Genomic DNA, 17,332 nt, shown 5'->3' on the forward strand with positions numbered 1-17,332 from the left:
TTAGCGTCTGAGTGTGTCATCTTAGTGTTTCAGTAAGGATTACTAAGTGATCAGATCACACACACTTGAAAGAGTTCAAAAAAAATCCCCAAGCTACAAGCTTGGGGATTTGTGTATAAGAGACAGCCGATTCAGGTGGGCTTTCTTTTTGTCTCGACCTTCCCCTCTTAAGTAAAACTTCTAGACATGTCGCACTTTGAAGGCTCTTTATAAATAACTGATAGCTTTCTCATTCATCACGTTGATTTTAACCAAGTCATTATTGATAATAGTTCGCATTATCGATAATAAGTGATATATCAACATGTTTAGCCCAACGTCAGTCCCCGTTCAGCCAAAGCCAAACTGGTCATCGAGTTCATCCGTTCCTGCTCCTTCAATCTTATTGGTCGAAGATGACCCAGATCTCAACCTTCAACTCACCCGACTACTTAAAGAGCAACGCTATCAAGTCATCTCGATGTTTTGCGGGGATGAAGCCGTTAAGGCTTTTCAGCAGCAAGACTTTGATTTGGTCATACTCGATGTCAACCTCCCTAACCTCGATGGTTTCGAAGTGCTTAATGTCATTCGTTCTCAGTCACAAACACCCGTAGTTATGCTGACTGCATTTGGCGCAGAAGAATATCGAATTCAGGGCCTTAAATGCGGAGCGGATGATTACATCACCAAACCCTGTAACTTCACCGAAGTGAGTTTACGTATAGAAGCAATTCTACGTCGCACCCAACTCATCAAGCAGCCCAATTCAGCAACGCAACTCAGTGAGAGAGAGTTACTCCTCGATAAACAAACTCAAACGGTAACGCTCCATCATCGTCCTGAGATGAACCCCATTCAACTGACACCTATTCAATTTAAACTGCTGTGGACGTTAATCGAGCACCGCGAAGAAGTACTGAGTAAACCCTTCCTTTACCAGACCGTACTAGAACGTCAATTTAGCCAATATGACCGAGCCCTAGACATGCACTTAAGCCGTGTGCGTAAACGCCTTATCTCGGAAGGTATGTCGAACGACCGTATCCAGACCGTGCATGGCAAAGGGTATATTTTCAAATGAAGAAAATGTTGTTCTGGCGGCTGTTTGTCGTCTTATCTCTCGGTGTGGTGATCTTCTTTTCTTTGATTCATAGCGCTGCCATTCTTTCTAATGAAAAGATGAGCTACCTTAAGAAGTCCCACCGTCAACAGATCCTCGATTGGGGCTCTACAGCACAAACCTATATCGACCAGCAAGATTGGCAAGGTTTGGACGCTTGGTTAGAAGAACTCGCTTCTAATGAGTCTACTTGGGCAACGGTTCTGCAATCACACCTAGACGTAAAAGGCGGTAATCCGCTCAATGAACGGTTTTGGGAAGGCTACGGCATTGGTCGAAGTGTTGAATGGAAAATCCACCTCGATTTTCCAGACAATCCAATCATGGAAGTGCCACTTTCTCCTTTTGGGTATCATTTTCTGATTCTACTGCCCGACCGAATGCGCCCCGGAACTTACATGTCCCATGCGTTTTGGTTGTTCCGTTTTGTGATTCCATTTCTCTCTTTACTGGCACTTACGGTGTATTTGTACCGTTACGTCATGCGTCCATTACAGCAGTTCCACCGAGCAAGCCAAGCTTTCAGCCAAGGGGATTATTCGGCACGAATTGGACAGACCATGAAGTTAGGCAACGATGAAATAAGCCAAGTCGCGCGAACTTTCGACAAAATGGCGGAACGAACCTCAGATGTGATTCAACACAACAGAAACTTAATCGCCGACATGTCACACGAGATACGTACCCCACTCGCTCGTATAGAAATGGCCATAGACTGTGTCGATAAAAACATTGAGCGCGAGCAAATGTTGCAACGCATTAAGAGCGATACTCATAAGATGCGCAGTACAGCAGAAGACACTCTCACCCTTGCATGGATTGAAAACGAACAACCGAACCTCAGAACGGAAGCATTTGACTTAGCAGAACTGGTTGAAATCATCGTTGAAGATGCACGATTTGAATACCCGGATAGGCACGTGTTACTGCAGCAAGACGAATCATTACCTATCAATGACTCCAACCAAATGGCACTCAGCCAATCGTTAGAAAACGTCATTCGCAACGGTTTACGTTATACCCAACCTAATGAAGCGCTAAAAATTGAGGCGCGAAACAGTAGCGAGCATTATCAAATCGTCATTACCGACTCCGGGCCTGGTATCGACCCAAGTTTGTATCAACAAATTTTCAAACCTTTCTTTAAGGCCAATAATCAAGTCGCATCACGTAAGGGCTTTGGTGTTGGGCTGGCGTTAGCGAAAAGGCATATTGAAGCCGTTGGCGGCAAGATCGTTACCTACAATGCGCCAGAGCGAGGTTTAGTGATGGATATTACCTTGCCCAAACGACGTTAAGCCTCACGCGTAACAAGGATTGTAACAGTTGTAAAAGTCGTTTACTCAGCGTGGAAGAATCACCAAAATCTCACTCGATAATAATTCTCATTAACAATGGAGGTTACGGTGTCTGCTTCAACCGTATTTAAGTTAAGCCCACTTACCATCGCGCTTTTAGTGGCGTCACAAGCGACTTACGCCAAGGATGATATGGAAGTTATCGAAGTGACTGGTCACACACCGGAAGGTGTCGATATCTCGATAGACTCTGACCAACTAGCAAAATCCCAAGCTCAAGATCTTAATGATATTTTCAGAAAGGATGCCGAAGTCAGTGTCGGTGGCTCATCAGGTATTTCTCAAAAGATCTACGTCCGAGGTCTAGAAGATACGATGCTGAATGTCTCTATCGATGGTGCAGAACAATCCGGTAACCTATTTCACCACCAAGGCCGATTATCGATCGAGCCAGAGCTGCTTAAGCAAGTCGATGTGAGTGCAGGCGCCGGACGAGCGACAGACGGCCCTGGTGCACTTGGCGGCGCAATTAAATTCACCACAAAAGATGCACACGATCTACTCGCTGCAGACCAAACCTACGGTGCAATGTTGAAAGGTGGCTACTACACCAACAATGAAGGCTACAAAGTATCGGCAAGTCTTTATGGTGAAGTCGCCGATCAACTTGGTTTGTTGGCATCATTCGGTTACATCGATGGTGACAACATTCAAGATGGCAAAGGTGAAGAGCAGCCTTATACAGCGCTAGAACAGCAAGTTGCCCTCCTTAAGCTATCTGGTCAACTCAATGACGAACACTACCTCTCAGTAAGCTACGACTATCGTAATGACGATGGACGACGCTTGAATCGCCCGCACTTCCAACCAAGTTTCAAAAACGAACCTTTAGACCAAGAGACGGACCGCTCGACATTCACCTTAAACCACAAATACAGCGCGAGTGACCTATTCAATCTCGATACGACCTTCTACTACACGGACAGTCGTCTTGCCCACAAAGATCACCCACGTTGGGGAACGAGCGATGGCTCAATTCAAACTTCTGGCGTGAAGATCTTCAACACTAGCAAACTCACCGACCATACTTTGGTTTACGGCCTAGATTACAAGAAAGACAAATCAGAATTTGAGACCAATTACGATGGTAAAAAGGATGATGAAGAGAAAGCCACTGTCTACGGTTTGTTTGTTCAAGACGACTGGATGCTGACAGACGCTCTCATTCTCACCGCAGGTGCTCGTTATGATTGGTATGAACTTACCGACAACATGGACCAAGACTTTGACTCAATTGGCTTTAGCCCTAACGTTGGTATCAATTACAACGCCTTTGAAGGTTTGAACCTATTCGCGAGCTATGCGGAAGCGTTTCGTGGGCAACAAATCAAAGAGTTATTTGTCATCGACTACCGAGAAAATGATCCAAACCGTAAGCCAGAGGAAGCGCGCAACCTAGAGCTGGGCGCTAACTACCAGTATGACGAGTTCTTTGCTGGCTTAACCTTCTTTGACAGTACCATCAAAGATGTCGTCACCAATCAAGGGGCCGTGTACACCAATGTTGGCGATTTAGATAACCAAGGCATTACCGCTTACCTAGGTTATGCGATTTCAGATGTGTCAGCTCGCTTGAGCTACAACCAATCACGTCCAGAACTCAATGGCATTCCACTTTCGGATGAAGACTCGACTCTAGGCACATCTATCGGTGACACTTGGGTGCTTGATCTGATCTATCAGCCGATGGAAACACTGGAGTTTGGCTGGAATGCTCGATTTGTTGAACGTTTAACCGACGTGGCAGATCCAACCGTTCATCCAGAAAAGCCAGGCTACGGCGTCCACGATGTTTACGCATATTGGATGCCAATTGCCGACGAAGAGTTATCTCTAACCCTGTCAGTTAAGAACGTATTCGACAAATACTACTTTGACCATGCGTCGTACATGGCATACATCGGTAGCCCTGTCGCCCAAGGCTACGCAAGCCCGGGGCGAGACTTCCGCTTTAACGTGACTTACGCGTTCTAGGTTTGTCTCTTACTTTGGCATTGACCTAACAATAACAACCCGGAAATCGGAGCAATTTGCCCCGATTTTTGGTATTTGGCGACTTATTTTGCTTTAATTAACGCAAATTCAATTTACTCAAAATAACTCAATGAATTTACGTTTAATTTTCATACTGTGTATCGCCACTCTGTTTGCAGGTTGTGCGACCTATGCGGGCCTAAACTACGACAAACTGTTTGGCCCTGAAGAAGTGCGTGAGCGTACTGTTACTCTTGAGACGCCCCAAGCGGACTTCTTTCAACATGAAGTAAAACCTATCGTCGATAATCGATGTGTGGTTTGTCATGCCTGCTACGATGCCCCTTGTCAGTTAAAACTCTCTTCCGTAGAAGGCATTGACCGTGGTGCAAGCAAAGCTTTGGTTTACGAAGGCACACGCTTGACTGCAGCAGCCCCAACTCGCTTATTTGAAGACGCGCAAACTACGCAAGAATGGCGTGATGCTGGCTTCCATCCTGTGCTCAACGAGCGTGAGCAGAGCATGGCGGCTAATATGGATGCAGGTTTGATTGCTCGTATGCTTCAACAAAAGGAACGCCATCCACTCCCTGATCAAGTTCAATTAGAAGGCTTCGATTTTTCCATCGACCGTGAACAAACGTGTCCAACGATAGAAGAGTACGCAAAATACGAACAAGACAACCCGACATGGGGAATGCCTTTCGGAATGCCAAATCTAACGGCGATAGAATATCAAACGCTCATGCTTTGGCTGGAAAATGGCGGCATCATGAATGCACATATCCCGCTTACCGAGCAACAAAAAGCTGAGGTACAGAAATACGAGACGCTGCTTAACAAGAGTTCTCGCAAAAACCAGCTCGCCGCTCGTTATATATACGAACACCTTTTCTTATCGCACCTGTTCTTTTCTGAGCTGGACGGTGAGCAACCTCGCTTCTTCACTCTCGTGCGATCTTCGACGCCACCGGGAGAGCCAGTAAAACGCATCACAACGCGTCGTCCGTATGATGATCCGGGTGTTGAGCGCGTGTACTACCGCATCATTCCTGAGCAAGGCACTATTGTCGACAAGACCCACATGCCGTTTGCGCTGAACAAACAACGTATCGAGAACTGGAAAAAATGGTTCATCGATGCCGATTACAAAGTGGCGAAATTACCAAGCTACGAGCCTGAAATCGCCGCAAACCCAATGACCGCATTCATCGATTTGCCTGTGAAGTCGCGCTTCAAGTTCATGTTGGACAACGCTCAGAACACCATCATGGCTTACATCAAAGGCCCAGTATGTCGTGGTCAGTTGGCATTAAACGTAATCAATGATCGCTTCTGGGTATTCTTCCTAGACCCAGACAAAGCCGACATTCCTGAAGTCAACGAGTTCTATCGCTCACAAGCAGCGAACCTAAAACTTCCCGGCGAGCTTGAGAGCAATACTGTGCCAGTTACCAACTGGGTGAAATACTCGCGTCAGCAAGCACGCTACCTAGAAGCCAAATCTGACTTCATCAACAAGTGGTTTAAGAATGGTGAGCACCTATCGACCGACGTAATTTGGGACGGCAACGGTACAAACCCAAATGCTGCTCTTACGGTCTTCCGTCACTTTGATAGCGCGTCAGTAGTGCAAGGTTTGGTGGGCGAACAACCGAAAACCGCTTGGGTCTTGGACTATGCCCTGCTTGAACGTATCCACTACCTACTTGTTGCAGGCTTCGATGTTTACGGTAACTTTGGCCACCAACTGATTACCCGCATGTTCATGGACTTCTTACGTCTCGAAGGCGAAAGTAACTTTATTGCCCTACTTCCCGCTGATATGCGTCACCAAGAACATTCAAGTTGGTATCAAGACCAACCGCGTCAGCTAAGTGACTTCTTACAGCGTAACGTTGCACCATTTAGCCAACCGACCAGTGTTGTGTATCACACTGACGATCCTAAATCAGAGCTGTTAGATATTCTGCGCAAGCAAGTATCACCTATCTTGTTGCCACGATACGACATCGTCGATACCGCGCTGTCCGTAGAGAATGAGCAGCAGTTGGCGAGTATCAACCAAGTTCGTGGTGAAGGGCTAAAAACGGTACCGCAAATCACAATGCTGATGGTGCGCAGCAAATCTGGTGAAGATGAGCTTTTCACTCTTATTCATAACAACGCTCACATCAACATTTCTAGCTTGTTTGATGAAGAGAGCAATCGAGACTTTGCAAACGATGACATGACCATTGTTCGAGGCGTGGTTGGCAGTTATCCAGCAGCGTTTTTCTCAGTCGAAGAAGATCAAGTAAAAGAATTTGTCGATCAATTTAGCACCCTAAAATCCGAGGATGATTACGTTAAGTTACTGGATAATTTTGCTATTCGCCGAAGCTCTGAAAAGTTCTGGCCATTTAGCGATCGTATCCACGATTGGTATCGTACAAAACAACCGATCGAATTTGGTTTACTTGACTATAATCGTTTTGAGAATCGATGATGATTTAAGGGGGTTCTCATGAGTATCCGAGACAACATCGCCGCTCTCGAGCAACAGATATACGTTGCCTGCTCAGAGGGGGATTACGACACGGTCAACATGCTTGAGCACCAACTCGAATTCTTGCGTGGCAGAATGGAACATCCGTTCGAAGATGATCCTTATGCTCTAGACACTCGGTTCGAGTGGGAAGATGATCTGACCGAATAGAAAAAACCTCCGGCGCAAACCGGAGGTTTTTGTTTTTAGCCCACGAGCTAACCGCAAGACGCAAGGCGCATCACACGCCTTTTATTCTGCCATCAAACGGTCAAGTTCAACGACCGAATCGGTCACTTGCTTCTTAATAATGTCTTGCTCGCTTGAGTATACTTCTAATGGTTCTGACGCAATTTCAATGCTTTGGCAGGTATCCATCAATGCCGTCAAACCTAAGCTGCCTGCACTGCCTTTCAACTTGTGAGCAAGATCTTTTACTGCTCGGCTATCGCCATTATCCGCAGATGTTTCCATCTGACTCAGTACGTCAGTACTGGTTTGTCTAAACAAGTCGATGATGTGCAGCATTTTCTCTCTGCCCAAGATCTTCATGTCTGACTGAATCACATTCGGATTGATGATAACCATTGCTGGCTCCTCTGCTGTCGGCTCATTGATGACCGGTGTCTCGTTAATATCAGTGATTGTTATGGTCTCATCCTGAGGGGCACACTTGCTCATTTGGGGCAGCAAAAGCTGTTTGCCATCTAACATGTCTTGAATAAGTGTAGCAAGTGCTTCTTTTTCCATTGGTTTCGGTAAGTAGCCATCGAAACCCGCTGCTAAGTAGCTTTCTACCTCTTCAGCAAATACGTGAGCAGAAACCGCAACCATTGGTGTTGGTGCAAGTGCTTTCTCTGCTGGTTTGTTACTTTCTATTTGTTTCAGTCGATGAATCAAGTCAGTGCCATTACAGTCAGGTAAATTAATATCGACTAATGCGATATCGAAGTCCTGTTTTTGCATGATTCGTTCCGCTTGCGCACCATCTTCCGCCATGACGACTTCATGCCCCATGCTTTCTAAGAAACCTTCCGCAACCACCCGGTTTACCGGATTATCTTCGACAATGAACACCTTCGCTTTGATCTTGCACCGTGCACTCGCAATAGAAACGGTTTCAACTGGTTCACTTTCCTCCAAAGGAATCGAGAACCAGAAACGGCTACCATGACCTTCATCAGAGTCAACGTCCAAACGTCCACCCATGGCTTGAATAATACGGCGGCTAATGGCTAAACCCAAGCCTGTACCACCAGTTTGATTTAAACCACCTTCCGCTTGAGTGAAGGCATCAAACAACGTCTTCTGGTCTTTTTTCGCAATACCAATTCCGGTATCTGAGACTTCAAATAAAACTTGTGATTCATCTTCTGGATTCAAGCTAACGTAGATATCAATCTCCCCCTCCTCAGTAAACTTAATCGCGTTACCAACTAAGTTATTCAACACTTGGTTGATACGTGTCACGTCACCTTTCCAATAACGACCTACATCGCTTTCAATATGGTAAGAAAAGAGCAACTTCTTCTCTTGTGCCTTACCGTTCATTAGCTGGAAAGTGTCTTCAACGATCTGATGCAAGTCGAAACCTAAACTTCGTATCTCTAAGTGCCCGGCTTCGATTTTGGAGTAATCTAAAACGTCATTTAAGATCGCCAATAGAGTTTTACCACTGCGGTTGATGATCTCTGCATAACGCTTTTGAATTGGGTTTAGCCCTGAGTCTATTAACAGGCGAGCGGTTCCAAGCACTCCATTCATCGGTGTCCGAATTTCATGACTCATTGTTGCCAAGAAAGCAGACTTCGCACGGCTAGCTTGTTCGGCTTGTTTCCGTGCTTTCGCGTGGTTAAGCACCTCTTCATTTAAGCGACGGTTTGCTTGTTTCAACTGAGAGGTACGTTGCTCGATCAACTCTTCTAGGTGCTCTTTGTGTTCTTCTAATTCTCGCTTAGCTTGCGCTTCGCCTTCGGCCACGACTTTAAGCGCTTGCGCAGTGTTACGTGCCGTAATGATCGCCTGCCCCATATGTGCAAGTTCGTCTTTGCCTTTTACTTCTAACTCAACCGCCAAATTACCTTGTGCAACCGACAATAGCGCTGCCGAGTATTCCCCCAGACGCTTAACCACCGAAACATACACGACACGCCACAAGATCAAGACAACGATGATCAAACCAATGATAGAAATCACCGTCAGGGACCACTGTGCGAACTTCAAGGTATTCGTAAGCTCATCGACAGCCACACGTGTCGTTTGGTTTGAGTCATCCACCAGCTTGTTGACGGTACCATTTAGCTCAGAGAAGAGCTGTAACGTCCCCTGCATTAACTCTTGAGACTGCTCGTTGTTTTCGTATTGTTGAAGCAGGATAGTAAACACAACTTGTCGTTTACCCAGCTCTTTTAGTAGTTGCCCCATCTGCTCTGAGCGAGTCGGGTCTTCTACCGCCAATACACGTCGCTTCATGATTTTTAGATTGTCTTCAAACTCAGTTTGGATTTGTTGAATACGATCCACATTGGTGAGGGTGCGAGCTTCTTCAATCTGGTTGAGCATCTTAAACGCCAATAAGTGCAATTCATGCAGTCGCTCAGTCAGATCGAGATCGACTTCTACGAGCGCATCCAAAGCTTGGTAAACTTGAGCTTTTTTGTTGGTTTCAAGAAGGTCATAAATATGAGTGACGTTAGCAACCGCGATCGTACTGGTGTTTTGAACTTGGGTGCGAGTCAGTTGCTCAAGCTCTTCACTCAATAAGCGCATTTCTTCTACGCGCGTATCGATCTCTTTGGCGAGCCACAGCTTTCTTTCTACCGTCACACCCAATTCAGCTAGATTATTGATGACGTTTTGAACGTGATTTTCTAAGGTTTCGAGTAAATCAGCGTCAAACGACTCGCCACCCAGTTCTTTGATGTGAGTAAGCAGCGATTCAAGCTGATCAAACAGCACTCGTCCCGCCTCTTTACGCTCTTGTTCATTTTGCGCATTCGACAACATTTGCACCGATGAAATAATGCGAGTGCTGAGCTCCGAAACTTGTCGAGCTTCAATCATTGCCGGAATGGCAGCGTCCACCACGTTCCTTTCTGTTTTTGCCACCAGAGAAAACCCTGATACACCGATTAGCGCAGACAGCATGACCAGCATTGCCATCGCAATGAAAGACAATAACAGTTTGCGACCGATGCTTGCGGTAGCTAGCAACATATTTTCCTGACCTTAATATTCGTGTTCGGCGACATATTACGTTATATTTTGCAGTGTTTACTTAATCTATGCCAACGAACTTCATTTCATGGTTATAAATCAGCGCTCATTTCGCACAATTTTCAAGCATTCAGCTCTCGCAATGTCACTTTTCGCTTCAGTGCCAGCTTTTGCGACAGAGAAAGTCTGTGCTATTTACCCTCATTTAAAGGACTCATACTGGTTATCAGTAAACTATGGAATGGTTTCCGAAGCGGAAAAACTTGGTATCAACCTTCGTGTTTTAGAGGCTGGTGGTTACCCAAACAAAACTCGCCAAGAGCAACAACTGGCTTTGTGTACCCAATGGGGTGCAGATGCCATTATTCTTGGAACGGTCGATCCACAAGCTTACGAACACAACCTGAAAAACTGGATAGGCAATACGCCCGTGTTTGCGACCGTAAACCAACTTGAACTCGATCAAGAACAAAAACAGCTACTTCAAGGTGAAGTTGGTGTTGATTGGTATTGGATGGGTTACGAAGCAGGTAAGTTCCTCGCAGACAAACATCCGAAAGGGTCAGGCAAAACCAACATCGCTTTATTGCTTGGACCAAGAACACGTGGCGGAACAAAACCGGTAACAACGGGGTTTTATGAAGCGATCAAAGACAGCGACATTAACATCGTCGATTCCTACTGGGCAGATAACGACAAAGAACTGCAACGCAATCTAGTCCAACGTGTGATTGATATGGGCAACATTGATTACATTGTTGGCAGCGCCGTTGCGATTGAGGCCGCAATCAGTGAATTACGCAGCGCGGGTAAAACCGAGGACATTGGTTTAGTTTCGGTTTACCTCAGCCATGGTGTTTACCGAGGTTTGTTGCGTCACAAAGTCCTATTTGCACCTACCGATAAAATGGTCCAACAAGGCCGTTTATCAGTGATGCAAGCCGTGCATTATTTACGTCAGCAACCGTATGAGAAACATGCGTCACCAACCATTAAAGCGCTAACTCCGAAGACTCTTCATGACGACACAATTGAAGAATCGTTATCTCCGTCAGAATATAGGCCGACATTCAGCGTTAATGCAGTTGATTGATAGACAAAAAACGTGTTTTATTGGACAGCAACGAATTTAAAATCATAAAAATGGAAATAACTTGATGCAAAAAAAGACTCGTACCATGCCAGCGCACAAACATGTGGCATTGGTTGCCCACGACAACTGCAAGCCTGAGCTACTTCGTTGGGTTAAAGAGAATAAAGAGAAACTGCAAAGCCACTTCTTGTACGCTACAGGCACGACTGGCCACATGCTAAGCAAGGAAACCGGTCTAGCAATCAAGAGCATGATCAGTGGCCCAATGGGCGGTGACCAACAAATTGGTGCTCTCATCTCTGAAGGCAACATCGATGTACTCGTCTTCTTCTGGGACCCACTGAACGCCGTACCGCACGACCCAGATGTAAAAGCGCTGTTGCGTATTGCAAGCGTGTGGAACATTCCGGTCGCGACAAACCGCGCTACAGCTAAGTTCCTATTCAATTCCCCACTGATTGACCAAGAAGTGGACATTGAAGTGCCAGACTACGACGCTTACCTAGCAGAACGTACCTAAGCTCTGAACGTTAAATCACACATAAAACAAAGGCGATACTGAGTATCGCCTTTGTTGTTTCTAACCGAAGAGAAACGCTTCTAACGTGAAGTCTTTATCTAACGAGAAGTGACAATTGGATAATCGCCGTTCACCAATTCTTGAACAAACCCAGAGCCAGCACCGGTGTGCGTGATCCATACTTTCTCTTTAGCACGAGTCAGCGCAACATAGAACAAACGACGCTCTTCCGCATAAGAGAATTTGTCTTTTGACTCCGTCAATGCGCCATCAATGTGGGCTTGCTTTTTCTTAGCAGGGAACTGCCCTTCGTCCACAGACAAGATAATAACAAAATCAGCTTCCCTCCCCTTACTTGCATGACACGTCATAAAGCGAATCTCAAGGTTCGGGAAACGCTTCAACCAATCGTCATATAGATCGGGTTTGTGATAATGGTTTCGCCCTAACAGCAGTACCGATTTCGTTTTCTTCGCTTGCTGGTTAAGTTGATCTAGGATCTTCTCAACTTGATTGCTTGGTGCAGTATGTACGCTCTTTTGTTTACGTTGCTTATGGCTATTGAGTGTTTTCGGCAATTGCGATGGGTTTTCTTGGATGAACGTGTTCGCAACGTCACCAATTTGATTGTTAAAACGGTAGGTCGTATCAAGGTAATGAACCGTTGAGTGAACAAAGCGATCTTGGAACCCAGTTGTTAAATCCACGTCCGCTCCAGCAAATTGATAAATCGCTTGCCAATCATCCCCCACAGCAAACAAAGTCGCGCCGGTTTGCTTCTCTGTCGATTCACACAGAGCTTCAATCAAAGCCAAGCGGTCTGGAGAGATATCTTGATACTCATCTACCATCACAAAACGCCAAGGTGAAATGAACTTACCTTTGGTCACATAATCCGTCGCACGACTGATCATGGTAGGGAAATCGACCTGATTGGTTTCTTTGAGCATTTTTTGCCATGCACTAAAACATGGCCAACACAAAGCCAGTTCGCTATTCAAGCGCGTGTAGTCTTGATGATTCACTAGCTTCTCTTGCACTTGCTTTTTGGTCAAACCGACCGCAGCAAGTTGCGAAAGCTGACTGTCTAACCAAGCAATCAACTTAGGGTTTTCTGAATGGCTACCTAGCTCATCGTCACCTTTCAAATAAGCAATCGGCCATTTATCCAAGTGCTTCTGCCAACGCTTAAAGTTGGTTGGTGTCATCCAATGTTTCTTAAGCCAGTCAATACACCAAGCCGAGCGTTGATTATCGTCTAAAGCCAGCGGACTAATTTCGACCGGTTGAGGCTCGACTTGATTAAGAATACGTAATCCAAGCTGGTGGAAGGTGTTCACGCGCACGTTTTCTGCCGCGAGGCCAACCTTATCAACCAAACGCTCCTTCATCTCTTTAGCCGCATCACGGCCAAACGCTAACATCAACAATTCTTCTGCTTGCGCTTGGTGACTTTGTAGTAAATATGCCACGCGTGCCGTCAATACACTCGTTTTACCAGACCCAGCACCCGCTAACACAAGGTTATGATCATCATTGAGTAAGACGGCATGCTGTTGGGAGAGATTCAGAGGTGACGACTCAATACGGTTAAACAACACTTCCCAATTCGGACGTTCGTTCTCTAGCCAATCATGGTTACGTTGGCTCAAAGTTTTCGACGTTTCAGAAATCCACGGTTCGATTTCAGCCATGCGCTTTGGCATGCGCATTTTCGCTTCAAGGAGACTGGTTTTAATCTCAACCAATTCGTTGTTGAGTTTATCGACCCAATTTTGTACTTGAGAATGCGGTAAATAAGCAGGCAAGTTTTTAAGCTGATATAACTCGTCTTCCCACTTAGGCAGAAATTCGGCAAGCTTACGGCATTGAGTATTATGCCAATCCTGATATTGACGCACCGCTTCTACAGCAAACTTGCGGCATTGTGGCCAAGGTAGACCTTGAACTAACCAGCTTTGTTGTTTGCCATCTTGCTCATGAGCAAAAAATTGCAAAGAGCTCCATAAAAGACCTCTTTTGACCGACACTTTGCCATTCCAAATCGTAAACGGGATGTGTTCTTCACTACCCACTGAACATAATAAAACACTGTTTTCTTTTATTTCGACTTGGTAATACTCATTTTGAATAAAAAACTGTGCTTTATTAGAGGCAGTAAGCTGCATGAAAGGTGCGCCTTTTGATATAGAAGTTCCCGTTTTATATCATTTTAGACGGTTAAATTGTAGCGATGGATGAAGCACAAATCGCGTTCTGTCGGTATTCTTAATTAAAATTCACATTACTGTTGAATTTGTGAACAAGAGACACGCCTCCATCACAAGCCTCCTTCAGTAAGTCAATGACAATTCTGTTGATTTCCTGAGCAACTGATGATTTTTATTAAATTAGGTCATAAACACGCTATAGTGAGTTTGTTAAAATTCTCTCGTTTTCCACCGGCAACGAAAGGCGCATCGTGCAAGCAGCTTTAAAACTTCGGCTCTATTGGGCAAACAAAACCATCAACTATAGCATTCTCATTTTGATCACCTTGCTTGGTGTGGTGATACCTACTTGGTATTTCGGCCAGAACACCTTGATCACTCCGCTTATCTTAGGTGTCATTGCCGCAGCTCTGGCAGAAAGCGATGACAGTTTTACAGGTAGGGTGAAGGCGTTATTCCTCACTTTCATTTGTTTTGCCGTTGCTGCCTTCTCTATCGAGATATTGTTTGATACACCGTGGGCGTTTGCTATCGGCCTGTTTGTCTCTACCTTCGGCTTTATCATGCTCGGTGCCATTGGACCTAAATACGCTAGTATTGCCTTTGGCTCTTTGTTGATTGCGATCTATACCATGCTAGGGGCGCACGAAAGCACGAATATTTGGTTCCAACCGCTTCTGTTGTTGACAGGCGCTGCGTGGTACTACTTTATGTCGATGATCTGGCAGATGTTCTGGCCGCTTCAACCCGTTCAACAAAGCCTCGCGACTGTCTTTCTTCAAATTGCAAACTACCTAGATGCCAAGGCAAAGTTGTTTCATCCAGTCACCAATCTCACACCACAACCCATGCGTATAGAAGCAGCAAAACTCAACGCTGCGACTGTGAATGCACTGAATGCTTGTAAAGCGACGTTGCTTAGCCGTTCTAAGCGCGGCCATATCGATGGTCCAAGTGACCGCTTCTTGAACATCTATTTTATCGCACAAGATATCCATGAACGCGTCAGTTCAAGCCACTATCGTTATCAAGATCTTGCGACAGAATTTGAGCGTTCTGATGTTCTGTTTCGCTTCAAATACCTGCTTGAATCACAAGCACAGGCGTGTCGCGACATCGCCCATGCTATCCGCTTGGGTAACGAGTATACTCACACAGACCAATCTATTTTGGCTTTGGCAGAACTGCAAAACTCACTAGGCTATTTAGAAGAGCAAGACCAAAGTCACTGGAAACGCCTATTAGCTCAGTTGACCTACTTGTTCAATAACTTAGCGACTGTTGAGAAGCAACTGAGCAACATCAATAACCCAGATGCTGAACGCCTAGAAGAAGACGTGCTCGATGACACCAACCCACACACGTTTAAAGCAATGTGGCAACGTATTGCGGCGAATCTACATAAAGATTCGATGTTGTTCCGTCATGCGCTGCGTATGTCAATTGCTTTGACAGCCGGTTACGGCATCATTCAAGCATTTGATATCGACCGTGGTTACTGGATTCTATTAACCACCCTATTTGTTTGTCAGCCGAATTACAGCGCAACAAGACAAAAGCTGACTGCTCGTGTGATCGGCACATTAGCGGGCTTGTTAATTGGTGTCCCGCTACTTACCTTCTTCCCCTCCCAAGAAAGCCAGTTAGTATTCATTGTTTTCTCGGGGGTGATGTTCTTTGCATTTCGTATTAACAACTACGGCTATGCGACGGGGTTTATTACCTTGTTGGTTTTGTTCTTGTTCAATCAGTTAGGCGAAGGCTACGCCGTAGTACTGCCACGTTTGGCGGACACGTTAATTGGTTGTGTTTTAGCAGTCGGTGCCGTCATGGTGATTCTGCCAGATTGGCAATCAAAACGTTTACACAAAGTGATGTCCGATGCGATTGATGCCAACAAGCAGTATCTCGGGCAGATCATCGGTCAATACCGTATTGGTAAGAAAGACAACCTCAGCTATCGTATTGCTCGCCGCCAAGCACACAACAATGATGCAAACCTCTCTTCTGCCATCAGTACAATGTTGGCGGAACCAGGTAAGTACCGCACTGCGGTAGATGAAAGTTTCCGTTTCTTAACGCTTAACCACGCGATGCTGAGTTACATCTCAGCGTTAGGCGCCCACCGCACGAGAATTGAAGATGAATCTATTCATCAACTTGTGCTCGATGCACATCGCTGCATTCACCAGCATTTGGATGTGCTGCATCGCCAACTTCATCATCATTGTGAAGAATGCGACCTATCATCAATCAATGATGCAGATCTAGAGCAAAGACTGAATGAATGGCGTGATGAAGACGACCATTCAGCCCGCATGGTGCTACAACAACTGCATCTGATTTACCGTATGTTGCCGGAGCTGCATTCACTCGCTTCTAAGTTTGCCGTTCGCGTGAACTAACCCAGCCTAGAACGAACTAAGAATATTGAACTAAGTAACCATATTAAAGGGGTAGACTATGATTCTACCCCTTTATGATTAGCGTGCTTATTCATAAGAAAAGTCTTACAAGGCACTTGACGCTTACTGACATTACTCGGACAAAAAAACACCATTCAAAAACTAATCTAAGAATATTAGAACATTCTTTAATTGTGACCATGAAGGTCGCTGAGGTGGGTGGATGAAGGAGAAGCCCAAGAAATGTGAGGAGATCGAGATGACTACTCAGCAATTTAATGAATTAAGAAAAAAGATTAATGACCTGACAGCGAGCCAATTAAAGTCGCTTCAAGGCGATATTAATCACTCTCTGAATAAAAAAGAAAGCCCACTCCTGTCGAGTGAAGAACGTGAAATGCTTTCAAAACTGTTTGCTTAATCAAACAGATTAACAAAAGCACTTGCACGAATTTACAACACTTCCTATGCTAACAAAAGCATAACAAGTGAGAGAAGCAGCATGCCAATATCAGGAATTCAATCCGGATATCAAATGATTCAGCTATCGCAAAAGATGGCTGAAGACGCTGCCCATAACATCCAAAAAGACTTTGTGAAAGAAAACGACCTAGACTTCAATAAGGTTGAACTAGTCAAAGATTCCGAACTCTCATTTAACGCTCCTAACTTTACTCCCTCTCCAAATGCCGTCGAACCTTTGGTTAATTTGACTCAAGCCGCAAGCTACAACCGAATCGGCGCTTCTGTCGTTGATAAAAGTAATGAAGTGATTGGTAGCCTTCTCGATATACACGTTTAAGCATCCAAATTTCCAGTATTAGCTCCATCTGATGCACAAGTATTTGGGTTAATTTGTTTGTATCCACTTGCTTTCAAAAACATCACCTTTCAGATACAAAAAAGCGCGATAACTCATTGAGCTAC

Annotated in this window: 12 protein-coding genes; 10 read left to right on the forward strand and 2 right to left on the reverse strand. The window is 45.2% G+C overall.

All coding sequences use genetic code 11. The features are described from left to right. Positions 1–304 precede the first annotated feature (304 nt). The 5 genes from ATB76_RS13435 (at position 305) to ATB76_RS13455 (ending at position 7,132) form a co-directional block, all read left to right on the forward strand. Positions 305–1,063, forward strand: a complete 759-nt coding sequence (locus ATB76_RS13435) for a response regulator transcription factor (RefSeq protein WP_061035455.1) — start codon at positions 305–307, stop codon at positions 1,061–1,063. Beyond that, positions 1,060–2,400 (forward strand): sensor histidine kinase, encoded by a 1,341-nt coding sequence (locus ATB76_RS13440; RefSeq protein ID WP_061035456.1) that lies wholly within the window; start codon positions 1,060–1,062, stop codon positions 2,398–2,400. Before ATB76_RS13435 ends, ATB76_RS13440 begins: the two co-directional genes overlap by 4 nt. 108 nt (positions 2,401–2,508) lie before the next feature. Continuing rightward, the gene (locus ATB76_RS13445) at positions 2,509–4,434 is read left to right on the forward strand and encodes a TonB-dependent receptor (RefSeq protein WP_081094912.1); all 1,926 of its coding nucleotides are present in this window, start codon (positions 2,509–2,511) and stop codon (positions 4,432–4,434) included. Between the two features lie 130 nt (positions 4,435–4,564). Next, positions 4,565–6,922, forward strand: coding sequence for a fatty acid cis/trans isomerase (locus ATB76_RS13450; protein WP_061035458.1), 2,358 nt, complete (start codon positions 4,565–4,567; stop codon positions 6,920–6,922). An 18-nt stretch (positions 6,923–6,940) separates the two neighbouring features. Further along, positions 6,941–7,132, forward strand: a complete 192-nt coding sequence (locus ATB76_RS13455) for a hypothetical protein (RefSeq protein WP_061035459.1) — start codon at positions 6,941–6,943, stop codon at positions 7,130–7,132. An 81-nt stretch (positions 7,133–7,213) separates the two neighbouring features. Here the strand turns inward: ATB76_RS13455 and torS are convergent, their stop codons facing one another. Beyond that, entirely contained in the window at positions 7,214–10,177 is a 2,964-nt protein-coding gene (torS, locus tag ATB76_RS13460) for a TMAO reductase system sensor histidine kinase/response regulator TorS (RefSeq protein WP_061035460.1), read from the reverse strand. A 43-nt stretch (positions 10,178–10,220) separates the two neighbouring features. Here torS and torT point away from each other — a divergent pair, with 43 nt between their 5' ends. Further along, entirely contained in the window at positions 10,221–11,270 is a 1,050-nt protein-coding gene (torT, locus tag ATB76_RS13465; RefSeq protein WP_080774396.1) for a TMAO reductase system periplasmic protein TorT, read from the forward strand. Between the two features lie 64 nt (positions 11,271–11,334). Further along, positions 11,335–11,790, forward strand: a complete 456-nt coding sequence (locus ATB76_RS13470) for a methylglyoxal synthase (RefSeq protein WP_061035461.1) — start codon at positions 11,335–11,337, stop codon at positions 11,788–11,790. A gap of 98 nt (positions 11,791–11,888) precedes the next feature. On the opposite strand, the gene helD is transcribed toward ATB76_RS13470, so the two are convergent. Next, a complete protein-coding gene (gene helD, locus ATB76_RS13475; RefSeq protein WP_038878876.1) occupies positions 11,889–13,958 on the reverse strand; it encodes a DNA helicase IV in 2,070 nt (689 codons plus the stop codon). Between the two features lie 293 nt (positions 13,959–14,251). Here helD and yccS point away from each other — a divergent pair, with 293 nt between their 5' ends. The 3 genes from yccS to ATB76_RS13490 all read left to right on the forward strand — a co-directional run bounded on the left by yccS (position 14,252) and on the right by ATB76_RS13490 (position 17,207). After that, positions 14,252–16,405, forward strand: a complete 2,154-nt coding sequence (gene yccS / locus ATB76_RS13480; RefSeq protein WP_042606028.1) for a YccS family putative transporter — start codon at positions 14,252–14,254, stop codon at positions 16,403–16,405. Positions 16,406–16,664: 259 nt separating this feature from the next. Continuing rightward, the gene (locus ATB76_RS28460; protein WP_164492032.1) at positions 16,665–16,826 is read left to right on the forward strand and encodes a hypothetical protein; all 162 of its coding nucleotides are present in this window, start codon (positions 16,665–16,667) and stop codon (positions 16,824–16,826) included. A gap of 114 nt (positions 16,827–16,940) precedes the next feature. Next, the gene (locus ATB76_RS13490) at positions 16,941–17,207 is read left to right on the forward strand and encodes a hypothetical protein (protein ID WP_061035462.1); all 267 of its coding nucleotides are present in this window, start codon (positions 16,941–16,943) and stop codon (positions 17,205–17,207) included. Positions 17,208–17,332 lie beyond the last annotated feature (125 nt).

The sequence above is a fragment of the Vibrio sp. MOR3 genome (genome assembly GCF_001557775.1).
GTDB lineage: Bacteria > Pseudomonadota > Gammaproteobacteria > Enterobacterales > Vibrionaceae > Vibrio > Vibrio jasicida.

Bases quoted from the DNA above. Each gene is read 5' to 3' on its own strand.
- ATB76_RS13455 (WP_061035459.1), top strand. From the start codon at position 6,941: ATGAGTATCCGAGACAACATCGCCGCTCTCGAGCAACAGATATACGTT.
- ATB76_RS13470 (WP_061035461.1), top strand. From the start codon at position 11,335: ATGCAAAAAAAGACTCGTACCATGCCAGCGCACAAACATGTGGCATTG.
- ATB76_RS13435 (WP_061035455.1), top strand. From the start codon at position 305: ATGTTTAGCCCAACGTCAGTCCCCGTTCAGCCAAAGCCAAACTGGTCA.
- helD (WP_038878876.1), bottom strand. From the start codon at position 13,958: ATGCAGCTTACTGCCTCTAATAAAGCACAGTTTTTTATTCAAAATGAG.
- torS (WP_061035460.1), bottom strand. From the start codon at position 10,177: ATGTTGCTAGCTACCGCAAGCATCGGTCGCAAACTGTTATTGTCTTTC.
- ATB76_RS13450 (WP_061035458.1), top strand. From the start codon at position 4,565: ATGAATTTACGTTTAATTTTCATACTGTGTATCGCCACTCTGTTTGCA.
- ATB76_RS13440 (WP_061035456.1), top strand. From the start codon at position 1,060: ATGAAGAAAATGTTGTTCTGGCGGCTGTTTGTCGTCTTATCTCTCGGT.
- ATB76_RS13490 (WP_061035462.1), top strand. From the start codon at position 16,941: ATGATTCAGCTATCGCAAAAGATGGCTGAAGACGCTGCCCATAACATC.
- ATB76_RS28460 (WP_164492032.1), top strand. From the start codon at position 16,665: ATGACTACTCAGCAATTTAATGAATTAAGAAAAAAGATTAATGACCTG.